The organism is Morganella sp. Je.2.23, from assembly GCF_051129855.1.
Taxonomy (GTDB): domain Bacteria; phylum Pseudomonadota; class Gammaproteobacteria; order Enterobacterales; family Enterobacteriaceae; genus Morganella; species Morganella sibonii.
Window position 1 is genome coordinate 1,378,194 of record NZ_JBCPSQ010000001.1, and the last position, 20,435, is coordinate 1,398,628.

General features: G+C 49.0%; 23 protein-coding genes and 2 tRNA genes. 12 read left to right on the forward strand and 13 right to left on the reverse strand.

From position 1 onward, the window contains the following. Positions 1-16: 16 nt before the first annotated feature. The 3 genes from tyrS to anmK form a co-directional block, all read right to left on the reverse strand. A complete protein-coding gene (gene tyrS, locus AAZR23_RS06635) occupies positions 17-1,291 on the reverse strand; it encodes a tyrosine--tRNA ligase (protein WP_218454146.1) in 1,275 nt (424 codons plus the stop codon). Between the two features lie 135 nt (positions 1,292-1,426). After that, positions 1,427-2,077 (reverse strand): pyridoxamine 5'-phosphate oxidase, encoded by a 651-nt coding sequence (gene pdxH, locus AAZR23_RS06640; protein ID WP_046893524.1) that lies wholly within the window; start codon positions 2,075-2,077, stop codon positions 1,427-1,429. Between the two features lie 47 nt (positions 2,078-2,124). Next, entirely contained in the window at positions 2,125-3,243 is a 1,119-nt protein-coding gene (gene anmK, locus AAZR23_RS06645) for an anhydro-N-acetylmuramic acid kinase (RefSeq protein ID WP_218426186.1), read from the reverse strand. 320 nt (positions 3,244-3,563) lie between these two features. Here anmK and AAZR23_RS06650 point away from each other — a divergent pair, with 320 nt between their 5' ends. Beyond that, positions 3,564-4,031: a glycine zipper 2TM domain-containing protein gene (locus AAZR23_RS06650; protein ID WP_046893526.1), complete on the forward strand. Its 468-nt coding sequence runs from the start codon at positions 3,564-3,566 to the stop codon at positions 4,029-4,031. Between the two features lie 59 nt (positions 4,032-4,090). Here the strand turns inward: AAZR23_RS06650 and slyA are convergent, their stop codons facing one another. Then, entirely contained in the window at positions 4,091-4,525 is a 435-nt protein-coding gene (gene slyA, locus AAZR23_RS06655) for a transcriptional regulator SlyA (RefSeq protein WP_046893527.1), read from the reverse strand. Between the two features lie 516 nt (positions 4,526-5,041). Then, positions 5,042-5,278, reverse strand: a complete 237-nt coding sequence (locus tag AAZR23_RS06660) for a DUF1289 domain-containing protein (protein WP_434691415.1) — start codon at positions 5,276-5,278, stop codon at positions 5,042-5,044. A 152-nt stretch (positions 5,279-5,430) separates the two neighbouring features. Here AAZR23_RS06660 and gloA point away from each other — a divergent pair, with 152 nt between their 5' ends. After that, positions 5,431-5,838: a lactoylglutathione lyase gene (gloA, locus tag AAZR23_RS06665; protein WP_004235481.1), complete on the forward strand. Its 408-nt coding sequence runs from the start codon at positions 5,431-5,433 to the stop codon at positions 5,836-5,838. A gap of 119 nt (positions 5,839-5,957) precedes the next feature. Then, complete coding sequence (rnt, locus tag AAZR23_RS06670; RefSeq protein ID WP_434691418.1) at positions 5,958-6,605, forward strand: ribonuclease T; 648 nt, start codon at positions 5,958-5,960, stop codon at positions 6,603-6,605. Between the two features lie 104 nt (positions 6,606-6,709). Here the strand turns inward: rnt and AAZR23_RS06675 are convergent, their stop codons facing one another. Together AAZR23_RS06675 and AAZR23_RS06680 are read right to left on the reverse strand one after the other, a co-directional pair. Further along, complete coding sequence (locus AAZR23_RS06675) at positions 6,710-7,555, reverse strand: hypothetical protein (RefSeq protein ID WP_434691421.1); 846 nt, start codon at positions 7,553-7,555, stop codon at positions 6,710-6,712. A gap of 136 nt (positions 7,556-7,691) precedes the next feature. Further along, positions 7,692-8,033, reverse strand: coding sequence for a Grx4 family monothiol glutaredoxin (locus AAZR23_RS06680; protein ID WP_107679729.1), 342 nt, complete (start codon positions 8,031-8,033; stop codon positions 7,692-7,694). Between the two features lie 339 nt (positions 8,034-8,372). Here AAZR23_RS06680 and rhtB point away from each other — a divergent pair, with 339 nt between their 5' ends. Next, positions 8,373-8,993, forward strand: coding sequence for a homoserine/homoserine lactone efflux protein (gene rhtB, locus AAZR23_RS06685; protein ID WP_166707991.1), 621 nt, complete (start codon positions 8,373-8,375; stop codon positions 8,991-8,993). Positions 8,994-9,060: 67 nt separating this feature from the next. Here the strand turns inward: rhtB and AAZR23_RS06690 are convergent, their stop codons facing one another. Next, positions 9,061-9,456, reverse strand: a complete 396-nt coding sequence (locus tag AAZR23_RS06690) for an anti-virulence regulator CigR family protein (protein WP_434692415.1) — start codon at positions 9,454-9,456, stop codon at positions 9,061-9,063. A 180-nt stretch (positions 9,457-9,636) separates the two neighbouring features. On the opposite strand from AAZR23_RS06690, the gene AAZR23_RS06695 reads away from it, so the two are divergent. Beyond that, positions 9,637-10,335, forward strand: coding sequence for an RluA family pseudouridine synthase (locus AAZR23_RS06695; RefSeq protein WP_434691425.1), 699 nt, complete (start codon positions 9,637-9,639; stop codon positions 10,333-10,335). Between the two features lie 24 nt (positions 10,336-10,359). Here the strand turns inward: AAZR23_RS06695 and AAZR23_RS06700 are convergent, their stop codons facing one another. Both AAZR23_RS06700 and AAZR23_RS06705 read right to left on the reverse strand, forming a co-directional pair. After that, complete coding sequence (locus AAZR23_RS06700; protein ID WP_434691428.1) at positions 10,360-10,899, reverse strand: DUF2058 domain-containing protein; 540 nt, start codon at positions 10,897-10,899, stop codon at positions 10,360-10,362. A 71-nt stretch (positions 10,900-10,970) separates the two neighbouring features. Continuing rightward, the gene (locus AAZR23_RS06705) at positions 10,971-11,288 is read right to left on the reverse strand and encodes a hypothetical protein (RefSeq protein ID WP_434691431.1); all 318 of its coding nucleotides are present in this window, start codon (positions 11,286-11,288) and stop codon (positions 10,971-10,973) included. A gap of 390 nt (positions 11,289-11,678) precedes the next feature. On the opposite strand from AAZR23_RS06705, the gene sodB reads away from it, so the two are divergent. After that, entirely contained in the window at positions 11,679-12,257 is a 579-nt protein-coding gene (gene sodB, locus AAZR23_RS06710; RefSeq protein WP_046893536.1) for a superoxide dismutase [Fe], read from the forward strand. A gap of 111 nt (positions 12,258-12,368) precedes the next feature. On the opposite strand, the gene AAZR23_RS06715 is transcribed toward sodB, so the two are convergent. Next, positions 12,369-12,452 carry a YnhF family membrane protein gene (locus AAZR23_RS06715; RefSeq protein ID WP_107679736.1) on the reverse strand — a complete coding sequence of 28 codons (84 nt, stop codon included), beginning with the start codon at positions 12,450-12,452 and terminating at the stop codon, positions 12,369-12,371. A gap of 276 nt (positions 12,453-12,728) precedes the next feature. Here AAZR23_RS06715 and purR point away from each other — a divergent pair, with 276 nt between their 5' ends. After that, the gene (gene purR, locus AAZR23_RS06720) at positions 12,729-13,754 is read left to right on the forward strand and encodes an HTH-type transcriptional repressor PurR (RefSeq protein ID WP_046893537.1); all 1,026 of its coding nucleotides are present in this window, start codon (positions 12,729-12,731) and stop codon (positions 13,752-13,754) included. A 3-nt stretch (positions 13,755-13,757) separates the two neighbouring features. Here purR and punR read toward each other — a convergent pair whose 3' ends face one another. Continuing rightward, the gene (punR, locus tag AAZR23_RS06725) at positions 13,758-14,660 is read right to left on the reverse strand and encodes a DNA-binding transcriptional activator PunR (RefSeq protein WP_046893538.1); all 903 of its coding nucleotides are present in this window, start codon (positions 14,658-14,660) and stop codon (positions 13,758-13,760) included. A 121-nt stretch (positions 14,661-14,781) separates the two neighbouring features. Between punR and punC the strand changes: the two genes are divergently transcribed. Continuing rightward, complete coding sequence (punC, locus tag AAZR23_RS06730; RefSeq protein ID WP_072056867.1) at positions 14,782-15,993, forward strand: purine nucleoside transporter PunC; 1,212 nt, start codon at positions 14,782-14,784, stop codon at positions 15,991-15,993. A gap of 265 nt (positions 15,994-16,258) precedes the next feature. Continuing rightward, entirely contained in the window at positions 16,259-17,422 is a 1,164-nt protein-coding gene (gene cfa / locus AAZR23_RS06735; protein ID WP_046893539.1) for a cyclopropane fatty acyl phospholipid synthase, read from the forward strand. A gap of 109 nt (positions 17,423-17,531) precedes the next feature. On the opposite strand, the gene AAZR23_RS06740 is transcribed toward cfa, so the two are convergent. Next, positions 17,532-18,197, reverse strand: a complete 666-nt coding sequence (locus tag AAZR23_RS06740; protein WP_046893540.1) for a riboflavin synthase — start codon at positions 18,195-18,197, stop codon at positions 17,532-17,534. 212 nt (positions 18,198-18,409) lie between these two features. Here AAZR23_RS06740 and AAZR23_RS06745 point away from each other — a divergent pair, with 212 nt between their 5' ends. The 3 genes from AAZR23_RS06745 (at position 18,410) to AAZR23_RS06755 (ending at position 20,111) form a co-directional block, all read left to right on the forward strand. Continuing rightward, a complete protein-coding gene (locus tag AAZR23_RS06745) occupies positions 18,410-19,783 on the forward strand; it encodes an MATE family efflux transporter (protein ID WP_166708001.1) in 1,374 nt (457 codons plus the stop codon). A 145-nt stretch (positions 19,784-19,928) separates the two neighbouring features. Beyond that, positions 19,929-20,005: transfer RNA gene (locus AAZR23_RS06750), tRNA-Val, on the forward strand. Between the two features lie 29 nt (positions 20,006-20,034). Next, positions 20,035-20,111: transfer RNA gene (locus AAZR23_RS06755), tRNA-Val, on the forward strand. Positions 20,112-20,435: the final 324 nt, after the last annotated feature.

Genomic DNA, 20,435 nt, shown 5'->3' on the forward strand with positions numbered 1-20,435 from the left:
TGTTTACCGTAAACTATTATTTCCAGCAGATCAGACAGTAATGTTTTTTACCGCGGCGCAGCAATGTGTAACGGCCGAATAACTTGTCGCTGTCAGTGAAGCGGTATTCCGCATCTGACTGTTTTTCACCGTTGAGTGATACTGCGTTGGAGCTAATCATGGTACGGGCCTGGCCGCGTGACGGAACCAGTTCCGCAAGCACCAGCGCCTGCTGTAAATCCGCATCGCTGTCCGGTTCAATATGCGGCATGCCGTCCTGCGCCAGCTGCGCGAAGTCATCTTCGGTCAGGTTGGAGATATCACCGTTGAACAGGCTGTCAGTAATACGCTGTGCTGCCGTCAGACCCGCTTCGCCGTGAACCAGTTTTGTCACCAGTTCTGCCAGAACATACTGAGCACGCGGTGCTTTGCCGCTGGCCTTGTCTTCCGCTTCCAGTGCATCGATATCTTCGAGGCTCATAAAGGTGAAGAATTTGAGGAAACGGTATACATCCGCATCTGCCGTGTTGATCCAGAACTGATAGAATTTGTACGGACTGGTTTTCTTCGGATCCAGCCATACCGCGCCGCCTTCAGTTTTACCAAATTTGGTGCCGTCAGATTTGGTGATCAGCGGAACCGTCAGACCCCAGGCCTGCTGCTGGTTCAGACGACGGGTTAAATCGATACCGGAGGTGATGTTACCCCACTGATCGGAACCGCCGATTTGCAGTTCAACACCGTGATCTTTATTCAGACGGGCGAAGTCATAACCCTGTAACAGGTTGTAGGAGAATTCGGTGAACGAAATCCCGACGTCATCCCGGTTCAGGCGCTGTTTAACCGCTTCCTTGTTGATCATCTGGTTCACAGAGAAGTGTTTACCGATGTCACGCAGGAAGGTCAGCACATCCATAGAACCGAACCAGTCATAGTTGTTTGCCGCGATGGCGCTGTTCTTACCGCAGTCAAAATCGAGGAACGGAGAAACCTGCTGACGGATTTTATCCACCCAGCCGTGAACCGTATCCTGTGTATTCAGTTTGCGTTCCGTTGCTTTGAAGCTCGGATCGCCAATCAGCCCCGTGGCCCCACCAACCAGCGCCACCGGACGGTGACCGGCTAACTGGAAACGCTTTAAGCACAGCAACGGAACCAGGTGGCCCAAATGCAAGCTGTCAGCGGTCGGATCGAAACCGCAATAGAGGGAGATCGGGCCCTGCGCCAGTCTCTCAGCTAACGCTTTTTCATCCGTAACCTGGGCAATGAGGCCCCGCTCTTGCAGTTGTTTTATCAGGTTCGTACCAGACATCAATGACTCCGTCAGTTCTGTTTTGTCTATGCAAAAATAGTGGATTAGAAATATGAAGGCTATAGCATAAAGCGGCACTCCGTGAAGTGCCAGCAATTAAAATGATTTTGCAGAAGAAATTCCGGTAACAACCGGTTACGGCGCCAGGCGGTCAATGTCCCAGCCGTCTGCTGTACGGGTATACAGAAAACGGTCATGCAGACGGTGTTCACCGCCCTGCCAGAATTCAACCGAATTAAATTTAATCCGGAACCCGCCCCAGAAGCTTGGCAGCGGCACATCACCCTGCTTAAATTTTTGTTTCAGTTCAAGAAATTTACCTTCCAGAATTCCGCGGGCAGAAATCCGCGAGGATTGCTGTGATGCCCAGGCGGCTATCTGACTGTCTTTCGGACGGCTGTGGAAATATTTTACCACTTCCAGTGTCGATAAACGCTCCACTTCCCCCAGGAAGCAGACTTGTCTGTCCAGGCTGTACCACGGGAAATGCACACTGATTTTCGGATTTTTTGCCAGATGCTGTGCCTTGCGGCTGCCCATATTGGTATAGAAAATCAGCCCGTCTTTATCAAAGTGCTTAAGCAGCACAATGCGCTGATACGGCTGACCGGTTTCATCCACAGTGGCCACACACATCGCGGTCGGGTCAGTCAGTCTGGCCTCGCACGCCTGTTTGAGCCAGCGTTCAAACATTTCCAGCGGTTCATCACTGAGATCACGGCGGCGCAATCCCCCTTTGGTGTATTCACGCCGCAGTGAAGCAACGTCCGTAAACTCGTCTGACATGCCTTTTATCCTCTTAATTCTTTTGAATAACTGTGTGTAATCTTTTATTACGGCCACTGACGGATAACGGGATATACCGCACCCAGTACGGTTTCTCTGTCTGCACCGGTGACCGACGGCAGATTGCCGGGTTCACCGGCCAGTGTCCGCGCGGCCAGCCAGGCAAATGCCAGGGCTTCCATATCATCACCGCTCAGGCCGTATTTATCGGTCGGGCTCACTTCAGTACCCGGCAGTTGTGCTGACAGCTGCGCCATGATCTGCGGATTACGTGCACCACCGCCGCATACGAGCAGGCGTTCGCAGCCGCCGCACAGTGTGACCTGTTCACTGATACTGACCGTCGTCAGCGCCAGCAGAGTTGCCTGCACATCTTCCGGTTTCAGGCCCGGAAATTTATCCAGCTGCCTGGTCAGCCACTGCGTATTGAAATATTCACGGCCGGTACTTTTTGGTGCCGGACGGCGGAAATAGGGATCACCCAGCATATGTGCCAGTAAATCCTCATTGATGCACCCTGTTTTTGCCCATTCACCGTCTTTATCATACGGTGCCGCACGGTGCCGCCATGTCCAGCTGTCCATCAGCATATTGCCCGGACCGGTGTCATACCCTCTGACCTCCGCCCCCGGGATCAGCGTCGTGATATTGGCGATCCCGCCGATATTCAGGATAATCCGTTTTTCATCCGGTACACCGAGTACCGCCTGATGAAATGCAGGCACCAGCGGTGCCCCCTGTCCGCCATAAGCCATGTCACGGCGGCGGAAATCCCCGACCGTCATGATATTAGTCAGCGCGGCAACCCGGTTGTTATCCCCGAGTTGCAGGGTAAACGGAGTGTCGCTGTCCGGCTCATGCCAGACGGTCTGTCCGTGACAACCGATACCGGCAATATCCTGCGGATTCAGCCGGGTTTGTGCCAGCAGACCGCGGATGGCATCAGCAAACAGTGTACCCAGTTCATAATCCAGACGGCCGATTTCCGACAGCGTTGTCTGCTGCCCCTGACATACCGCCAGTATGCGCGTTTTCAGCGCGGGCGGAAACGGATGCGAGTACGCCGCCTGCTGCGCAACCACTGAATCATTAATCGCGGCCAGCACAACATCCACCCCGTCAAGGCTGGTTCCTGACATCACGCCGATATAACGTCCCGAACGCATAACCGATTCCTTTTAATCAATAACCATCTGATAAAAATATAATATTCATATTCCGGTGTGATTACTATAATCAGGGTGCCCCGCAGATTCATCCCTTTTCGCATCGTGACCCTACTTAATCCCTGTTCTGATGCACACCTCACATTTGTGAAATAAGACGATTTACCTTGCCGCCGGAACATTTGGCTTTAAGCTGTTCCTAATGTAAGGTGCAAATAAAACATTTTTAATGCAAAATTATTCTGCGATAATAGGTAAAATATTACACTGCAGATAATGAACACATCTGAATCTGTGAATACAATAATCAGGAGTTAAGTATGTATAAGCGTTTTCTCGTCGGTGTATTTACCGTCGTGGCACTTTCCGGTTGTGTGAATATGGACACACTCAGTGGTGACACTTATAGTGCAGACCAGGCGAAACGTGTTCAGACCGTTACCTATGGTACAGTAATGAGCGCCCGTCCGGTGACTATTCAGGGCGGCAGTGACGAAAATATCCTCGGTGCGGCAGGTGGTGCAATTCTGGGTGGTATTTTAGGCAGCACAATCGGCGGCGGTACCGGCCAGACTCTGGCTACCGCAGCAGGGGCTATTGCAGGTGGTGTTGCAGGCCAGAACGTTCAGGCATCGATGAACAACACATCCGGTGTTGAACTCGAACTGAAACAGGATAACGGCGAAATCATTGTTGTTGTACAAAAACAAGGTAAAACTCCGTTCTCCGTCGGTCAGCGTGTGCGTATCGCGAAATCCGGTTCAACCTATACCGTATCTCCGCGTTAATTTTCCCGGTTTACCGGTAAAAGGCGAAACACCCGTTTCGCCTTTTTTATTACCTGACATTAATTACGGTTATGCAGCTGCACAATATTATTTTCCAGTTTCCTGACAATCTCCGCCAGTGTATATAATTCATCCTGTGTAATTCCGCCCAGAATTTCACGCCGTGTTTTTTCAATCACCGCATCCACTTCACGGATAAAGGGTTCGGACTCCTCCGTCAGTTTTATCCGTTTCGCTCTGCGGTCATTAATACAGATATGCCGTGTGATTAATTGTTTTTCTTCCAGCTGATCCAGCGTGCGGACCAGCGAAGGCTGTTCAATACCGATCGCTTTCGCCAGCTGAATCTGAGACTGATCCGGCGGCAGCAGGCTGATATTGTAGAGTGTAATCCAGTGTGTCTGTGTGAGTTTCAGTGGTTTGAGCCGGTGGTCAATCAGTGATCGCCATATCCGCACTAACCTCGCTAAGTCTGATCCCAATGTTAACTCCACAAATTTCTCCTTATGTGAATACGGTACGGACGTATAAACACGCCCTCATGTCTTTCAATCACCCAATAAAAAGAAACGCGGCACTATTGTGTTCATTAACAGCGACGCAATATTGCTGCGTAACAAAAACAGTTCATGACTATTTCATAACCATTTTTATTGCCATGAAATAGTTAGCTTTTTATACAAATTTAATTGATTAAGTTGATGAACTTGTTCGGGATTAAGAATAGCGATCATCACTGCCGGGATCTATATTTTTTTACATAACCACCATTTTATTTTTAACAAAAAATAATTTATTTCATGTAATTAATCTTATTAAACATGAGGTTACTATTATATTGAACCACCCACCCGCATCACAATAATTTTATATTGTGTTTATATAATTTCACTCTTGATTATAAATTCAAATGCGACAAAAAACATTATTTCTATAATATATAAATCAACAACACTAAATAATCCCACTATATTAATTCAAGACTAATATATAGATTTGCAATTATTTAATTAAAATAGATCTAACTGTCCGGACGGTAATTCCGGCGGAGTTTCACCTTTAACCGCTCTGTAGCGACGCTGACGACACAAACGGATAATATTTTCTTTTTGCGCATTACTCATCGACAGCCACTGAAAGCGCTCATCACGGCTCCGGTAGCATCCCCGGCAATACCCTTTTTCATTCAGCTGACATATCCCCACACACGGTGACGGGATATCAAAAAAGTGAAGTTGTTCTGCCATCGGCTGATGTCCTTTTGTCTGATGCCCTGCCGGACAGGTAATGGTTATCCTGTAACCATCAGCATCCTGATAATTTGAATTGTAGTCAATTATCACGTTATAGTGTGAGCCATTACTGATAAATAACTGAAAGCACTCTGAGAGGTTACTTTATGCGTGTACTCCATACCATGCTCCGCGTGGGTGATATGCAACGTTCCGTCGATTTTTATACCAAGGTTCTTGGCATGCGCTTACTGCGCACCAGTGAAAACCCGGAATACAAATATTCACTGGCATTCGTGGGCTACAGTGACGAAAGTGAAGGTTCCGTGATTGAACTGACCTATAACTGGGGTACGGATTCCTATGAGATGGGAACGGCATTCGGCCATATCGCGCTCGGCGTGGATGATGTCGCGGCGACCTGCGATGCCATCCGTAAAGCGGGCGGCAATGTGACCCGTGAAGCCGGTCCGGTTAAGGGCGGCACCACCATTATCGCCTTTGTGGAAGACCCTGATGGTTATAAGATTGAATTAATTGAAAATAAAAGTGCCGGAGCTGCACTCGGTAACTGATTCCCCCTGTAAGAAGGATCAGAACGATCCTTCTTTTCCGGCGCAGCACTGAACAGCCCTTTCTCCTGCAGGCAAGCCGCGCTAGAATAGTGCGTTTTGTTCGTTTAATTAAGAGTCCCATGTCTGAAAATCAAAATCACAATGCTCTGAGCGCACGTTTCCGCGGGTATTATCCCGTCGTTATCGATGTTGAAACCGGCGGTTTTAATGCCGCAACCGATGGTATGCTGGAAATCGCTGCCATTACCGTCAAAATGGATCATAACGGCTGGCTGATGCCGGATCAGCGGCTTGAATTCAATGTGCAGCCTTTTGAGGGTGCAAATCTTGATCCTGCCGCACTGGCGTTCACCGGGATTAATCCGGCAGATCCGGAGCGTAATGCGGTCACTGAATATGAGGCTCTGCATGCCATTTTTAAAATGGTGCGCAAAGGCATGAAAGACGCGGATTGCAAGCGGGCGATTATCGTGGCGCACAATGCGAATTTTGATCACAGTTTTGTGATGGCAGCAGCCGCACGCTGCGGGCTGAAACGTAACCCGTTCCACCCGTTTGCCACTTTTGATACGGCCGCATTAAGCGGATTATCACTGGGACAAACGATTCTGGCAAAAGCCTGTATCGCCGCTGGTATCCCGTTTGACAGTAAACAGGCTCACGGCGCGGCGTATGATACCGATCGCACCTCCCTGCTCTTTTGTGACATCGTCAACCGCTGGAAGAAACTGGGCGGCTGGCCGCCTGCGGCAGACAGTCATCAGTGAGAAAACGCCACCTCAGCGGTGGCGTTTGAGATTGCTGACAACGCAGGATGAAACGTGGTTTTTCCTGCTTTGTGTTATCAGCCGAAAGTGTTATCAGCCGAAAATCAATAAATTGATTTTCCTGGTTTATCTTTACAATCTATGTCGGTCGTCGCCAGCCCCTGCGGGTTTGTCAACGGCCTGAACTCTACTTCAGCGGTGGCGTAGTCATAAGGTAACTCGCGCCAGATTTCCTTCGGTTTCTGCTCACTATGCCGGGCGACGACATCTGCAGGTTTGATAGACATCAAATCAGGCAGAATCGCCCCTTCAATATCCGTCATCAGTCTCATCATTCTTGCTTTGAAGTCCTGTTCAAAATTCTCTGTGGCTAAATAAGCGTTGGCCTTATCATCATCACAGATTGACGCAAGCTGATTTACTTTTTCAGAGGGCCTCGGGCCGCAGCCGGCAGCAGCGGATAACTCACTATTTACTTTGTGAATAAATTCGGCCATGAATTTCTCTGCTGGTTTATCTGCGCCTTTTATTTTATCCACACCACTCAGAAATGTGACTAATGGTCTCAGTATGTCTTTTGAGAACATCTTCAGTGAAGCGGTATCCAGAGGTTTATTTTCACCCAGAAACGCATGGACTTTATCTAAATATATCGGCACGTTTTTCTGCGCTATTTGCAGCACCAGCTGTGCGCCCTCAACAACCGTTTCTTCTTTCCGGATTATTATCTTACTTATCCAATTCCCTAATGGCTCAAACACATTATTTATTTTTCCTTTCACAGATGTGAAAAACGCTGCTGCACTGTTACGGATCTCAGTGAACCGCTTAGATAAATCCGACGATTTTACTGATACCTGTTCTCTTAATTCACCGGTCATACCACTGGTGCCCTGATATGAAAAATGCCCGGTTAATCTGACATTCTGCCCCGCTGGAACTGGATCCATCTTTCTTCCTTTCAGTGTGATTGATACCGCACTTTAAAAAATTACCGCATCAACAACTTTCATTTCACCGCCATCAGAAAGACAAAAGCCCCGCAGGTTTACCCTGCGGGGCTTCAATAAATAGTACTGGACGTGATTATTCTTCGTTTTCAGTCCGGTATTTTGCTGCGGTTTCTTTAATCAGTGTCTGTAATTCACCGCGCTGGAACATCTCCATAATGATGTCACAACCGCCGACCAGCTCACCGTCAACCCACAGTTGCGGGAAGGTCGGCCAGTTAGCGTATTTTGGTAATTCAGCACGGATATCCGGATTCTGCAGAATATCCACATAAGCAAAACGCTCTTCACAGGCAGCCAGCGCCTGTACCGCCTGTGCGGAGAAACCGCAGCTCGGCAGCTTCGGGGAGCCTTTCATATACAGCAGAATCGGGTTTTCTTTAATCTGGCGTTCGATTTTTTCAATAGTCGTCGTCATGTAAAACGTCCTTCACTTCAGATCGGTTAGACCGGTGTTAACATACGCGCAGAATACCACTTTTCACTGCAAAGAGGTATTGCTTTTAACATACTGTTAAAATCAGCCAGGCGTATTTTTGTCCTGTATAACTCAGATTAATACAGAACGACAGCTGCGGTAAAACAGACCTGCGCACCATCAGGGTGCCGCACAAAAGAAAAACAGAGAAAATACGGCATTAAACCCATCATCACCCGTATTTTCCTCCTGAAAACAAGACGTTCATCATTTTTTACCTCACCTGACAATGCCATAATCCGGATATTCTTTTTCTGTTAATAATCTGATGAGCCCGAAATGACCTTTGAGTGGTGGTTTGCCTATCTGATGACGTCCGTTATTGTCAGTCTGTCCCCCGGTTCAGGTGCGATTAACAGCATGACAACGTCTGTCAATCACGGTTACCGGGGAGCCGTCGCGGCCATTGCCGGATTACAGACAGGGTTATTGCTGCTGATTATTCTGGTCGGTGTCGGGCTCGGCACATTATTGTCACAGTCAGTTCTTGCATTTGAAATACTGAAATGGGCCGGGGCGGCCTATCTTATCTGGCTGGGAGTCTGCCAGTGGCGGGCGGCAGGCACTATTGCGCTCAGCACACTGACAGCAACACAGTCACGCAAAAAGCTGTATCAGAATAGCGTGCTGGTGAATATTTCGAATCCCAAAAGCATTGTCTTTCTCGCAGCGCTGTTTCCGCAGTTTATTATTCCCCATCAGCCGCAGCTGATACAGTATCTGATATTAGGAATAACCTCTGTTATTGCTGATACTATTGTTATGACCGGCTATGCCGTGCTGGCACGGAAAATTGCTGTATTTATCAAAAGCCCGGAACAGAACCGTGCAATGAATAAAGTGTTCGGATCATTATTTATGCTGGTCGGTGCTCTGCTCGCCTTTACCCGTCCAGCCTGAGCAGAAATACGTCCCGCCGGTTTGCGGGACGTTATAGTACTACTCAAAAAATACTAATCAAAAACGACTACTCAAAAACATCATTAATAATGTAGGTCACCACCACGGTGCTCAGTGCAATAAGCACTAAATCGTCACCGGCTATTTTCCACTCATAACCCGGGTAATGCGGCAGCCGGTCACGCATGTGCGCAGGTACCGCGCGTTTTGCAATACCCGGAGGGAGCGGTTTTCCTCTGGCGAGGTTTTTCGCAATTCCCGGCGGTAATGAATGATATCCGACCAATCCGTTTTTTGACGCCAGCCAGCGTGCCTGTGCGTAAGTCAGATCGTTTTTGTACTTACGGTAATGATTATCTCTGTGCTTATAATGACCATGATTATGCTCATACCGGTGACCGTGTCTTTTATCATGATCCCGGTCCGCATAAGACGATACCGGCACCACTAAAAGTCCGGTCATTAACAGTACTGCATGGCATACCTGTGTGAATCTGCGCATAGCACAACCTCTGCGTATTTATACTGGTAATAAGCGTGGATCATTCCGCAAAATTACGCAATAGGATATCCGGACAACATGATTCGCCACCGCACTGAAAATTCGTTATCATCCCTTTCCGCTTTTTACCCGGATAGCCCGATGTCTGACATTACCGATACCTTTATTGCCCCGCCATGCCCGGAACAGATTGATATTCTGTATCAGGATGAACACCTGCTGCTGATTAACAAACCCGCAGGGCTGCTCAGTCTTTCGGGAAAAAATCCGCAAAATCTGGATTCCGTGCATTACCGGCTGGTACAGCTGTTTCCCGGCTGTGCCCTGGTGCACCGGCTGGATTTCGGTACGTCCGGGCTGCTGGTGGTTGCCCGCAATAAAGAAATTAATGCCGCACTTTGCCGTCAGTTCAGTCAGCGTGCAGTACAGAAAGGCTACAGCGCCCTGCTGTGCGGGCATCTGAGTAACAATGAGGGAATGATTGATGCGGCGATTGCCAAAGACCCGGCGCTGTTTCCGCGCATGACGATATGTGCTGTCCGGGGAAAACCGGCCCGTTCACATTATCAGGTGACTGGCCGTTTTTATTATAAAACAGAAGACGGGGTGTCTCTGCCGGTCACCCGGGTGAAACTGACACCTGAAACCGGCCGCACGCATCAGCTCCGTATCCATTGTCAGTATCTGGGCCATCCGATTTTAGGATGCGATCTCTACGGCGGAAAAGAGTTACCGGGCACCGGGAATATTCCGCGGCTGATGCTGCACGCCGGTGAACTGGATTTTGTACATCCGGTCAGCGGCGAACCGGTAAATGCCCGCAGTCCCTGCCCGTTCTGAACAGGAAAAGCAGGCAAATGCGGATCACCACATCAAATCATCCGGGATTTTAAAATCAGCATACGGATCGTCTTCATCCGCTTCATCCTGTGCCAGCGCATTATTCAGGACAATGCTTTCCGTATCACGTTGTGTGATTTTATCCGCAACAACCGCCGGAATAATGGCATATTCACTGACATCGCTGTTTTCTGTACTTAACCGGGCAATGGCCAGACGACCACTGATCAGCTGAGACTGAGTGGTTTTATCTACGGTGATACTTTTGATCACATTGCTGTCGGTGAAATTAAAATCAATATTGCCTTTTGAAATAATGATCCGGTTCATTTCAATCAGCTGTTTCACCTGTGCTTTATATTCTCGGGATAAGACAGCCTGTTTTTGCTGCTCACTCAGCTGTTTATCGCGCTCAAGCTGCGCTTTTTTATTTTCTTCCACCGCTTCTCTGGCTTCGCGGGCCTGAACACGGGATTTTTTTGCCGTTCTGCGGACTTTGTCCATTTTTTTGCTGGTCACCAATCCGGCTTTCAGCATTTGTTCCTGCAACGTGAGTTTTGTCATATTCTTTTTCTGAATCAGTTTAATAATTACGGGTAATTATACCGGTAATTTTCAGGATTGTATCCGGCACATCAGGCCATCTGTATTTTCAGCCAATAGCGCTGCTGGCACAGACTGAAAAATTCTTTATGCTGCGGTGATACTTTTTTTTCTGTGTCACCGGCCACAGGCCAGACTATCCACTGCTCAGGGCACTGTTCATCCCCTGTCTGTACCGCAGTTTCTGTCTCTTCACTGCACATCAGCTCAATACCGTCCCGGAACTGCCACCGGCGGACACGCCTGATCACTTCAGCCGGTTCATCTTTCTGAGAATGATCACAAATAACGTCACAATCAGTATTGTTTTGTATTGCACGAAAAATATAATCTGCCAGCATAATGATCATTATTGTCCTTTCGTCATAGCGGGAATTGTAAAGGGTCTTCCGGCGATTGACAAACAACAGCTGTAGTCACGTTTCCGGTATAAATTACTCAGTTTACCCGGATTTCAGCCCGTAAATCCGTTATATTTATATTTCCGCAGTTATACGGAGAAAACAGAATGAAACGACTCTATAACTGGATCTGCTGCCATAAGCTGTACACCCTGCTAATCGCTTTTATCGTGACAGATATCATCCTGTGGGCAATTTTATCTTTCACCATGTGAATAATATCATCCATGGTATTTCACGCTGTTTTTTATGACAAAACTTGTTAAGATAATTCGCAGAATAATAACAGTAATCCATCTGTGATGAGGTTACTGACTCAACCTTAACAAGGAGAATGCAATGTCGTTTGAATTACCTGCACTGCCTTATGCAAAAAATGCATTAGAGCCACATATTTCTGAAGAAACACTGGAATACCACTACGGCAAACACCACAACACTTATGTGGTTAATCTGAATAACCTGATCAAAGGCACCGCATTTGAAGGTAAGTCACTGGAAGAGATTATCAAAACCTCTGATGCCGGTATCTTCAATAACGCCGCCCAGGTCTGGAACCACACGTTCTACTGGCACTGCCTGGCACCAAACGCCGGTGGCGAGCCGACCGGTAAAATCGCTGACGCCATTAACAGCACATTCGGTTCATTTGCTGAATTTAAACAGCAGTTTACCGATGCCGCAGTGAAAAACTTCGGTGCCGGCTGGACATGGCTGGTGAAAAAAGCAGACGGCAGCCTGGCTATCGTGAATACCTCTAACGCGGCAACCCCGGTCAGCGGTAACGATAAACCAATCTTAACCGTCGATGTCTGGGAACATGCTTATTATATCGACTACCGTAATGCCCGTCCTAAATACCTGGAAAACTTCTGGGCATTAGTGAACTGGAAATTTGCGGAAGAAAACCTGGCGTAATCCGGGAACAAAAGACTGTTGTTTAAAGACTGTTGTTTAAAAACGGTCGATCAAAAACAGTTGATCAAAAAAGGGCGGAATTTTCCGCCCTTTTGTACTGTATGGGGTATATCAGAAAAGCATTATTGAAAACAGTACGATCATAACCAATGCTGCAACCGCTGTTGACAAACCATATTTCAGATCTGTATCCATTCTTATCTCCAAAATAGCTGCTTAGTGACCAATGATGACTACCTGACATCCTGAATCATCAAAATAATTAAAACGGATGGTCTGACCGGAAAACCCGAATAGCTGACCATATCAATAACCATAGCACAGGTAATATTTTTTACTTTTGACCCGGATCAGACAACAATGCCTGTTTTTACAGAAATTTTTCTATTGTTACTGCATAATGGCACTATAATAGCAATCGATTAACCGAATAATAAAATACAGACCGGCAGGTCAGGAGTTGTTTTCATCATGGCAACGATTAAAGATGTGGCTAAGCGCTCGGGCGTCTCCACCACAACCGTCTCCCATGTCATTAATAATACCCGTTTCGTTGCGGAAGAAACGAAGGCGGCTGTCTGGGCTGCAATCAAAGAACTGCACTATTCACCGAGCGCCGTGGCGCGCAGTCTGAAAGTCAATAACACCAAATCGATTGGTCTGCTGGCCACCTCCAGTGAAGCCCCGTATTTCGCGGAAGTGATTGAGGCGGTGGAAAACAGCTGCTACAGCAAAGGCTATACCCTGGTGCTGTGCAACTCACATAATAATCCTGACAAGCAGAAAGCCTATCTGGCGATGCTGGCACAAAAGCGCGTCGATGGTCTGCTGGTCATGTGTTCAGAGTATCCGGATAAGCTTATTACCATGCTGGAAGGCTACCGCAATATTCCGATGGTGGTGATGGACTGGGGCAAAGCGCGCGGGGATTTCACCGATGCGATTATCGATAACGCCCTGCACGGCGGTTATCTTGCCGGACGTTACCTGATTGAACGCGGTCACCGCGATATCGCGGTCATTCCGGGGCCGCTTGAACGTAATACCGGCGGCAACCGTCTGGAAGGATTCAGTAAGGCAATGAAAGAAGCCGGAATTACTGTGCGTGATGAATGGGTCGTCCAGGGTGATTTTGAACCGGATTCCGGCTACCGGGCGATGACACAGATTTTATCCGGTAAACAACGGCCGACCGCGGTATTCTGCGGCGGTGATGCCATGGCCATGGGCGCAATTTGCGCCGCCGATGAACTGGGACTGCGTGTACCGCAGGATATTTCTGTGATCGGGTATGACAATATCCGTAACGCCCGGTACTTCACGCCGGCCCTGACGACCATCCACCAGCCGAAAGAGCGTCTGGGACAGATGGCGCTGACCATGCTGCTCGACCGTATCGTCAACAAACGCGAAGACGCGCAGACCATTGAGGTGCATCCGCGTCTGGTCGAACGCCGCTCCGTGGCGGATGGTCCGTTTATCGACTACCGCCGCTGACGATCATCTCAGCCATTCGGCATTGAGTGTTTCGCTGTCTCCGAGATAATCAAGCAGCCAGCTCAGTGCCGGTGAAGTATCCTTATCCACCCAGGTGATGCAGCACGGGCTGTCCGGCAGCGGCTGTTCAATCTTCAGCGCTGTCAGCCGGCCTTGCGCAATCAGCGGATCTGCCCGGTGTGCGGGCATCATCGCCGCACACAGACCGGCTTCCACGCAGGCAATCCCGCGATCCCAGTCCGGTACCACCAGACGGCGCTGATTATCCAGTGCCCAGGTATCGCGTTTCGGCAGGGAACGTGAGGTATCTTCCAGGCATAAGCTCGGGTACGGCACCATCTCCTCATTGGTCAGAACATGACCGGCAGATGCCAGCGGATGTGCCGGACTGACCACCGCACGCCACGGCAAAAAGCCCATATCACGGAAGTTGTAACGCTCACCGATAGGGGATGCGCGTGTCGCACCGATAGCCACATCCACCCGTCTGTCCACCAGCGCATCCCACACACCGTTAAACACCTCCGGATAAATATACAATTCGATATCCGGAAAATGATGATAAAAATCCAGCAGAAGTCGCGTTATCCGTTCCGGTTTTACGATACAGTCAACAGCGATACTGAACTGTCCGCGCCAGCCGTTGGCAATCATCTGGCACTGGTGACGTGTGGATTTCATTTTTTTGATGACATCACGCGCTTCTTTGACAAACAGCACACCGGCAGGTGTCAGTTCAACATCCCGGTGACGCCGTTCAAACAGCGGAACCGCCAGCCACTCTTCCAGCTGGCGCACGCTGTAGCTGATAGCGGAAGGTACCCGGTGCAGTTCCTCTGCTGCCGCACTGAAACTGCCTGTCCGTGCCACCGCATCCACCACATCCAGTGTATATTCTGACCACATAATCCTTCCTTTCAAAAAATTTCACAGCAATGTGCAAATAATAACGTTTTACAAAGAAAAACTCGAATAGTTAAAATAACAACTCACGCATTACACTTATTTAACATTCAGGTATTTTTCTGTGACAGTCAACACATCGCCTTCCCGCGGCTTTCTCTTTTATCTCGCCGGGCTCAGCATGCTGGGTTACCTCGCGATTGATATGTATCTGCCTGCATTCGGTATGATGCAGGAATCTCTGAACTCCACTGCCAGCGCTATCAGCGCCAGTCTGAGTATTTTCCTGGTCGGCTTTGCCATCGGCCAGCTGTTATGGGGACCGCTCTCCGATAAAATCGGCCGTAAACCGGTTCTGCTGATGGGCCTCGGGCTGTTTGCCCTGAGCTGTCTGGCAATGATCTGGGTAACCACCCCGGCGCAATTATTATTACTTCGTTTTGTGCAGGCCGTAAGTGTCTGCTCTGCGGCGGTCACCTGGCAGGCGCTGGTTATCGATCGTTATGATGATCACCGCGCACAGCGTGTTTTTGCCGCTATTATGCCGCTGGTGGCACTCTCTCCGGCGCTGGCACCGTTACTCGGCGCATGGCTGCTCAATCACGGCGGCTGGCACGAAATTTTCCTCGTGCTCGGCGGCATCACGCTGCTGGTGCTGATCCCGACTCTGATGCTGAAAGAAAAACATCACATCACACCGGATACCGCCAAAACAGAAAAACAGAAAATCTCATTTTTCCGTCTGCTGAAATCGCCGGTCTACAGCGGTAACGTACTGATTTACGCCGCATGCAGTGCCGGTTTCTTTGCCTGGCTGACCGGCTCACCGTTTATCCTGCGCGATATGGGTTATAACCCGAATGATATCGGCCTGAGCTATATCCCGCAGACCATCGCCTTTATGGTCGGCGGCTACGGTTGCCGTGCCCTGCTGTCACGGATTAACGGCAAAACACTGCTGCCGTTCCTGCTGGCCGGTTATGCCGTCAGCATGGTGGGTCTGTATGCCATGGCAAAATTCAGTAACCCGTCACTGGTGGCGATTCTGATCCCGTTCTGCTTTATGGCAGCAATGAACGGTGCGTCTTACCCGATTGCGGTATCAAACGCCCTGGCGGTTTACCCGGAACACAGCGGTAAAGCGGCGGCATTACAGAATGCGATTCAGCTTGGTTTATGCTCCGCGATCAGTTTCCTGGTCTCTGCGCTGATGCACGAACCCCTGCTCTCCACCACCGCCGTGATGGCTGCAACCGTGGTGCTGACTATCGGCGGTTATATTATCCAGCGCCGCTCTTCACGTACCTCCGTGACTATTGCGGAACAAAATCAATAGATTGAAGCAGCAATTAAGAATATTCCTAATTAAAGGCCGTACTCATGTACGGCCTTTTTTGCCATTGAATTTTAATCTCAGGCTCCTATACTTTTCAGACAATTCGTTCTGAATCCGGATTTTGAGCTTTGTTTTTGTCTTAACGATTACGTTAATACGCAGACTGTCACCCGATGACGGCCAATCACACCGGTTCTGTTGTTCCCGCGCAAAACGTCATAAATAAAGCACTCAGAATCCCGCTTTGATAAAAATTGGAGATAATATGAGTTCTGATTGTGTCGAAAATCAAAAAACGCCTGCCGATTCCTGGCAGCGGATTGCCTCCGATCTTTTAGACGAAGCCGGCATTGAAGTTAATGGTTCCCGCCCTTTCGATATTCAGGTACATAACAACCAGTTCTTTAAACGGGTATTACAACAAGGCTCGATGGGACTGGGTGAAAGTTATATGGACGGCTGGTGGGACTGTGAGCGGTTAGATATTTTCTTTCAGCGGGTATTGCGTGCCGGGCTGGAAAATAAACTGCCGCAGAATATCAACGATATTATAAAAATCGCCATGGCCCGTATGCGTAACCTGCAAACCAAAAAACGGGCGCGGATTGTCGGTGAAGAACATTATGATCTGGGTAATGACCTGTTTGAGCTGATGCTCGACCCTTATATGCAGTACTCCTGCGGTTACTGGAAAGGTCTCAGCGATGACCCCGCCAATCTGGCACAGGCGCAGGAGCAGAAACTGCATCTCATCTGTGAAAAATTACAGCTGAAACCGGGCATGCAACTGCTGGATATCGGCTGCGGCTGGGGCGGACTCGCCGCATATGCCGCGAAACATTTTGACGTGTCCGTGACCGGTGTGACGATTTCTGCCGAACAGCAGAAATATGCGCAGGCACGCTGTGCGGATCTTAATGTTAATATTATCCTGGAAGATTACCGCGATCTGCATGAGCAGTATGACAGAATTGTCTCTGTCGGGATGTTTGAGCACGTCGGTCCGAAAAATTACGCCACCTATTTTGATGTGGTCCGGCGTAACCTGAAACCGGACGGATTATTTTTACTGCATACCATCGGTTCAAACCGTAATAAAGTGAATGTCGATGCCTGGATTGGTAAATATATTTTCCCGAACGGCTGTCTGCCGTCAGTTCAGAATATCGGCGACAGCAGTGAAAATAAACTGGTGATGGAAGACTGGCACAATTTCGGGGCAGACTATGACCGGACACTGATGGCGTGGTATTCCCGTTTTCAGGCTGCCTGGCCGTCACTGGAAAGTAATTACACCCCGCGCTTTAAACGGATGTTCACTTATTATCTCAATGCCTGTGCCGGTGCATTCCGTGCCCGAGATATCCAGCTGTGGCAGATATTATGGAGCCCGCAGGGCTGTGAGGGCGGATTACGCGTTCCGCGCTGATTTCGTGCCCTCAATAAACTGTCCGTAATAAACTGTCCGTAATAAGCTATCCGTAATAAAAAATCCGGTCTGACAATAATCAGCACCGGATTTTTTTATCTGAATCACATCAGATTTGCGGTTTTTCAGTTTCTGCCGCCGGGATCAGACTTTCCTGCAATTGCTGCATTTTCTGCGCCAGTACCCGCTCCGTGGTATCGACAATAGCCTGCGTCTGCGGATCAAGCTCAATATTCACTTTATCACCCAGCCGTTTTTTGCCCAGTGTGGTGCGCTCACGGGTTTCCGGGATCAGATGCACACAGAAACGGTTATTGACCACATCACCGATAGTCAGGCTGATTCCGTCGATACCGACAAACCCTTTGTGCAGAATATATTTCATCAGCGATTTATCTTCGATGCGCAGCCAGATCTGATAATTATTTTCAGAGACAAAAATTTTGGCAATTTCCGCTGTGGTCACAATATGACCGGACATAATATGCCCGCCGATTTCATCACCGTATTTTGCCGCTCTTTCCAGATTGACGATATCACCGCTTTTGATGCTGCCGAGGTTGGTCAGTCTTAAGGTTTCCTTAACCAGATCAAAGCTGATTAAATCCCCGTCTATTTTTGTGACTGTCAGACAGCAGCCGTTATGCGCCACTGATGCGCCCGTTTCTATCCCGGCCAGCATTTCAGGCGGGAATTTCACGGTGTGGGTACGAAAGTTTTCTTTTTCTTCGATGGCGACGACGGGGCCTGTGCCTTGTACAATCCCGGTAAACATGCGGATCTCCAGTCAGTATTCGGATAGATTTATGCAGTTTATCCTGAAACAAAAAATTAAACAGCCCTTCCCGTGGTATCCCGCACATTTAATTGTATTGGCTTGTATTTGATTAATCGCTAGAATGACTTTTCCGCTTGATCCGGTAATTAGTTTACGAATCCCGGAACGTCTTTCCTCCTCCTTTTATCAGAATAAATAAGGTGTATTACGTGCAGAAGTATTTAAAAGAAGCGCGTACTTTGCTGGCTCTTGGTATTCCCGTTATTATCGCGCAATTTACACAAACGGCGATGGGCGTGGTTGACACAGTGATGGCCGGCAGAGTCAGTGCGACAGACATGTCCGCCGTGGCTGTCGGTACCTCTATCTGGCTGCCCGCGATCCTGTTCGGCCACGGCCTGCTGATGGCGCTGACGCCGGTGGTTGCGCAGCTTAACGGTTCCGGCCGCCGTCCGATGATTGCCAATCAGATCCGTCAGGGTATGTGGCTGGCGGCATTTTTATCCGTCCTGGTCATCGCGGTGCTCTATAACAGCCGCTATATTATTGAAAATATGCCGCATATTGACCCGGTGCTGGCTGAAAAAGCGGTCGGGTTCACCCACGCTATTATGTGGGGTGCGCCGGGTTACCTGTTTTATCAGGTGCTGCGCAGTCAGTGTGAAGGCTTGTCGAAAACCAAACCGGGGATGGTGATTGGTTTTCTCGGCCTGCTGGTCAATATTCCGGTCAACTATATCTTTATTTACGGGAAATTCGGCGCGCCGGCTCTCGGCGGTGTCGGGTGTGGTGTGGCGACCGCGTCGGTGTTCTGGGCGATGTTCCTGTTTATGCGCTGGTATGTGAAACATGCCCGTTCACAGCGCGATGTGCAGCCGAAAAGCCGATTTACCCCGCCGGACTGGGCGGTAATGAAGCGGATCACACAGCTCGGTCTGCCGATTGCCCTGGCGCTGTTCTTTGAGGTCACGCTGTTTGCCATCGTTGCCCTGCTGGTTGCACCATTAGGTGTTACCGCTGTAGCCGGACATCAGATCGCCCTGAACTTCAGCTCGCTGATGTTTATGTTCCCGATTTCGCTGGGGATCGCCACTACTATCCGCATCGGTTTTAACCTCGGGAAAAATTCCACGGAGAAAGCACGGGTTTCCGCCTATACCGGGCTGGGTGTCGGGCTGATGATAGCCGCTGTGACGGCGCTCTTTACAGTGCTGTTCCGTGAGCCTATCGCCCTGCTGTATAACGATAATCCGGAAGTGGTGATTATGGCCTCCGGCCTGATGCTGTTTGCCGGTATTTACCAGTTGTCGGATTCCGTTCAGGTGATCGGTGCCGGTGTGCTGCGTGGCTATAAAGACACACGCGCCATCTTCTATATTACCTTTACGGCTTACTGGGTTCTCGGCCTGCCGTCCGGTTATCTCCTCGGTCTGACTGATCTGGTGGTTCCGGCGATGGGCCCGGCCGGGTTCTGGATCGGTTTTATTATCGGATTAACCGCCGCGGCTATCGGTATGGCATGCCGTATCCTGTGGTTACAGAAACAGCCGGACAGTTTTATCCTGCAACGCGCCGGTCGTTAACGGCTTTTGACGGGGGAAATGCACAGTTTTCAGTCCGATAGCATTAAATACGAGCAGTCGGACAAGAAAATGTGTTTTTCCCCTTGCAAGAACCGGCTCTGATCGTTAATATTCGTCCCCGTTGTCAGCGAAGATATTAAAGAATGCGTCCATAGCTCAGTTGGTTAGAGCACCACCTTGACATGGTGGGGGTCGGTGGTTCGAGTCCACTTGGACGCACCATTTACTTCGCAAAGCAATTATCACACAGTGCGTCCATAGCTCAGTTGGTTAGAGCACCACCTTGACATGGTGGGGGTCGGTGGTTCGAGTCCACTTGGACGCACCATTTCTCAGCTGTTCCGTTTTCTCTCCCTCTTCAGTAGTTCATTTAGTTTTAATCAGTTACCCTCTTCTGTTTTCACTGTACTTCTGCGTATCAATACGGCTGATTTCTTGCGTTAACGCAAAAATGTTAATTTATTTCTGATTTTATGATTCAAATCACACTAATAACCCTCTATAATGCCTGCATGGTTGTTGAATGGATTCAGCTTACTGATTTACAAGCGCTGAAACAGAGAGGCGCAATAAAAAACACGCTATACTGAATCTGTTTTTTTACAAAAACGACTAATTTTAATAACCGGGGATACCGACAATTGCCTATTCT

What these genes read in the sequence shown, in the direction of transcription:
- tyrS (WP_218454146.1), bottom strand. Translation starts at nt 1,291, where the DNA reads ATGTCTGGTACGAACCTGATAAAACAACTGCAAGAGCGGGGCCTCATT.
- pdxH (WP_046893524.1), bottom strand. Translation starts at nt 2,077, where the DNA reads ATGTCAGACGAGTTTACGGACGTTGCTTCACTGCGGCGTGAATACACC.
- anmK (WP_218426186.1), bottom strand. Translation starts at nt 3,243, where the DNA reads ATGCGTTCGGGACGTTATATCGGCGTGATGTCAGGAACCAGCCTTGAC.
- AAZR23_RS06650 (WP_046893526.1), top strand. Translation starts at nt 3,564, where the DNA reads ATGTATAAGCGTTTTCTCGTCGGTGTATTTACCGTCGTGGCACTTTCC.
- AAZR23_RS06660 (WP_434691415.1), bottom strand. Translation starts at nt 5,278, where the DNA reads ATGGCAGAACAACTTCACTTTTTTGATATCCCGTCACCGTGTGTGGGG.
- gloA (WP_004235481.1), top strand. Translation starts at nt 5,431, where the DNA reads ATGCGTGTACTCCATACCATGCTCCGCGTGGGTGATATGCAACGTTCC.
- rnt (WP_434691418.1), top strand. Translation starts at nt 5,958, where the DNA reads ATGTCTGAAAATCAAAATCACAATGCTCTGAGCGCACGTTTCCGCGGG.
- AAZR23_RS06675 (WP_434691421.1), bottom strand. Translation starts at nt 7,555, where the DNA reads ATGGATCCAGTTCCAGCGGGGCAGAATGTCAGATTAACCGGGCATTTT.
- AAZR23_RS06680 (WP_107679729.1), bottom strand. Translation starts at nt 8,033, where the DNA reads ATGACGACGACTATTGAAAAAATCGAACGCCAGATTAAAGAAAACCCG.
- rhtB (WP_166707991.1), top strand. Translation starts at nt 8,373, where the DNA reads ATGACCTTTGAGTGGTGGTTTGCCTATCTGATGACGTCCGTTATTGTC.
- AAZR23_RS06690 (WP_434692415.1), bottom strand. Translation starts at nt 9,456, where the DNA reads ATGACCGGACTTTTAGTGGTGCCGGTATCGTCTTATGCGGACCGGGAT.
- AAZR23_RS06695 (WP_434691425.1), top strand. Translation starts at nt 9,637, where the DNA reads ATGTCTGACATTACCGATACCTTTATTGCCCCGCCATGCCCGGAACAG.
- AAZR23_RS06700 (WP_434691428.1), bottom strand. Translation starts at nt 10,899, where the DNA reads ATGACAAAACTCACGTTGCAGGAACAAATGCTGAAAGCCGGATTGGTG.
- AAZR23_RS06705 (WP_434691431.1), bottom strand. Translation starts at nt 11,288, where the DNA reads ATGATCATTATGCTGGCAGATTATATTTTTCGTGCAATACAAAACAAT.
- sodB (WP_046893536.1), top strand. Translation starts at nt 11,679, where the DNA reads ATGTCGTTTGAATTACCTGCACTGCCTTATGCAAAAAATGCATTAGAG.
- AAZR23_RS06715 (WP_107679736.1), bottom strand. Translation starts at nt 12,452, where the DNA reads ATGGATACAGATCTGAAATATGGTTTGTCAACAGCGGTTGCAGCATTG.
- purR (WP_046893537.1), top strand. Translation starts at nt 12,729, where the DNA reads ATGGCAACGATTAAAGATGTGGCTAAGCGCTCGGGCGTCTCCACCACA.
- punR (WP_046893538.1), bottom strand. Translation starts at nt 14,660, where the DNA reads ATGTGGTCAGAATATACACTGGATGTGGTGGATGCGGTGGCACGGACA.
- cfa (WP_046893539.1), top strand. Translation starts at nt 16,259, where the DNA reads ATGAGTTCTGATTGTGTCGAAAATCAAAAAACGCCTGCCGATTCCTGG.
- AAZR23_RS06740 (WP_046893540.1), bottom strand. Translation starts at nt 18,197, where the DNA reads ATGTTTACCGGGATTGTACAAGGCACAGGCCCCGTCGTCGCCATCGAA.